The sequence below is a fragment of the Halomonas sp. 707D4 genome, from assembly GCF_024158685.1.
Taxonomy (GTDB): domain Bacteria; phylum Pseudomonadota; class Gammaproteobacteria; order Pseudomonadales; family Halomonadaceae; genus Vreelandella.
This window is the reverse complement of record NZ_JAMZBD010000594.1, coordinates 1-1,628: the sequence shown is the minus strand read 5'-3', so window position 1 is coordinate 1,628 and position 1,628 is coordinate 1. Positions and strand designations below refer to the sequence as shown.

Annotated in this window: 3 protein-coding genes; 1 reads left to right on the top strand and 2 read right to left on the bottom strand. The window is 69.3% G+C overall.

Annotated features, from left to right (window positions below):
• Both BIS11_RS16965 and BIS11_RS16960 read right to left on the bottom strand, forming a co-directional pair.
• On the bottom strand, positions 1 to 329 hold a 329-nt coding region (locus tag BIS11_RS16965; protein WP_253586637.1), incomplete at its 3' end, for an MFS transporter.
• Between the two features lie 85 nt (positions 330 to 414).
• Positions 415 to 1,296: a LysR family transcriptional regulator ArgP gene (locus tag BIS11_RS16960; protein ID WP_253425716.1), complete on the bottom strand. Its 882-nt coding sequence runs from the start codon at positions 1,294 to 1,296 to the stop codon at positions 415 to 417.
• Between the two features lie 118 nt (positions 1,297 to 1,414).
• On the opposite strand from BIS11_RS16960, the gene BIS11_RS16955 reads away from it, so the two are divergent.
• Positions 1,415 to 1,628, top strand: a 214-nt coding sequence (locus BIS11_RS16955; protein WP_253586636.1) for a LysE family transporter, incomplete at its 3' end; no start/stop codon positions are given.

The following is a 1,628-nucleotide window of genomic DNA, read 5'->3' as shown; positions in this document are numbered from 1 at the left end:
CCGAAGGCCTGCACCGCGCGCCCGCCGAGCAGCGGGCCGAGCGAGTCCGCCAGGCCAATGACCACGCCCGCCAGGGCGAAGATCGCCAGCCCGCCCATCAGCACGCGCTGGCGCCCGAAGCGGTCCGACAGCGCCCCGCCGACCAGTTGACCGAGCGCCAGGGCGATGACGTAGACCGACACGCTCAGCGAAACCGACTGCTGGGAGACGCCCAGCGTCTCGCCGATGACCGGGAAGGCGGGCAGGTAGGTGTCCATGGAGAAGGGACCGAGCATCATGGTCAGCGCCAGGCTCAGCACCACGATGAAGGGCGTCTTAGTGTGGGTCATGGGAACTCGCGGCAGCAGGATCGGAATCGAAGGTGCCTCGTCATGATACGGCGCGCGGGCCCATCCGGCCAGTTGCGCCCGCGCGTCATACCAGCCGTTGCCCCGCCTCGCGCACAAGCCTCGTCGTCAGCTCGCGCAAGAGCTTCCCGCCCTGGCGCCAGGAGTGCCAGTAGAGCGGCACGTCGACCCCTTCGCCGGGGCAGATCTCGACCAGCGCGCCGCGCTCGAGCGCCCGGCGAATCTGCAGCGCCGGCACCAGCCCCCACCCAAGCCCGCTTTCGAGCATGCGCACGAAGCCTTCCGAGGAGGGCACGACGTGATGGACGAAGCCGTCCGCCACGCCCAGGCGTTCGGCGAAGCGGTGCTGAAGGCGGTCATCAATACCGAAGATCACCGCCGGGGCGTGAAACAGCCGCTCGGCACTCACGCCGCCCTTGAAGTGACGCTCGACGAAGGCGGGGCTCGCCACGCCCAGGTAGCGCATCGCGCCCAGCGCCACGCTCTCGGCGCCGGCCACCGGACGCGGCTCGGCGCACACGCAGCCTGCCACGTCGCCGGCGCGCATGCGCTTGAGGCCCACGTCCTGATCCTCGACCACCAGTTCGAGCAGCACCCGACGCTCGTCGCAGAACGCCGCCACCGCCTCGGCCCACCAGGTGGCGAGGCTGTCGGCGTTGAGCGCCACGCGCAGCCGGTGCGTGCCGGCCTCGTCGAGCGCCGGCACCTGGCCGCCCAGGTCGCGCTCGAGCAGGCGCACCTGTTGTACGTGGTTGAGAAGCTGCCGACCGACCGCCGTGGGCACCGGCGGATTGCCCCGTACGAGCACCGGCTGGCCCAGGCGCGCCTCCAGCAGCTTGACGCGCTGGGAGACCGCCGACTGGGTCAGGCCCAGCGCCTGGGCGCCGCGCTCGAAGCCGCCCTGCTCCACCACGGCGGCCAGGGCATCCAACAACTTGTAGTCGAGCATCAGTTTTCCTAATACCTCATGGCGATTATTCGTTTCATTTATACCGGCTCACGCCCCACACTCCCAGCGCATGGCGAGCTATATCGCGGCTTTCAATTGATTCGACGAGGAGTGACCCGTGGGACTGAGCTATATCAACGGCCTGGTGATGGGACTTGGGCTGATCGTGGCGATCGGCGCGCAGAACGCCTTCGTGCTCTCCCAGAGCCTGCGCCGCGAGCACCCGCTGGCGGTGGCGCTGGTGTGCATCGTCTGCGACGCGCTGCTGATCGTCGCTGGCGTGTTCGGGCTTGCCACCCTGCTCCACCAGAGCCCGGTGCTGCTGGCGCTGG

Bases quoted from the DNA above. Each gene is read 5' to 3' on its own strand.
- BIS11_RS16960 (WP_253425716.1), bottom strand. From the start codon at position 1,296: ATGCTCGACTACAAGTTGTTGGATGCCCTGGCCGCCGTGGTGGAGCAG.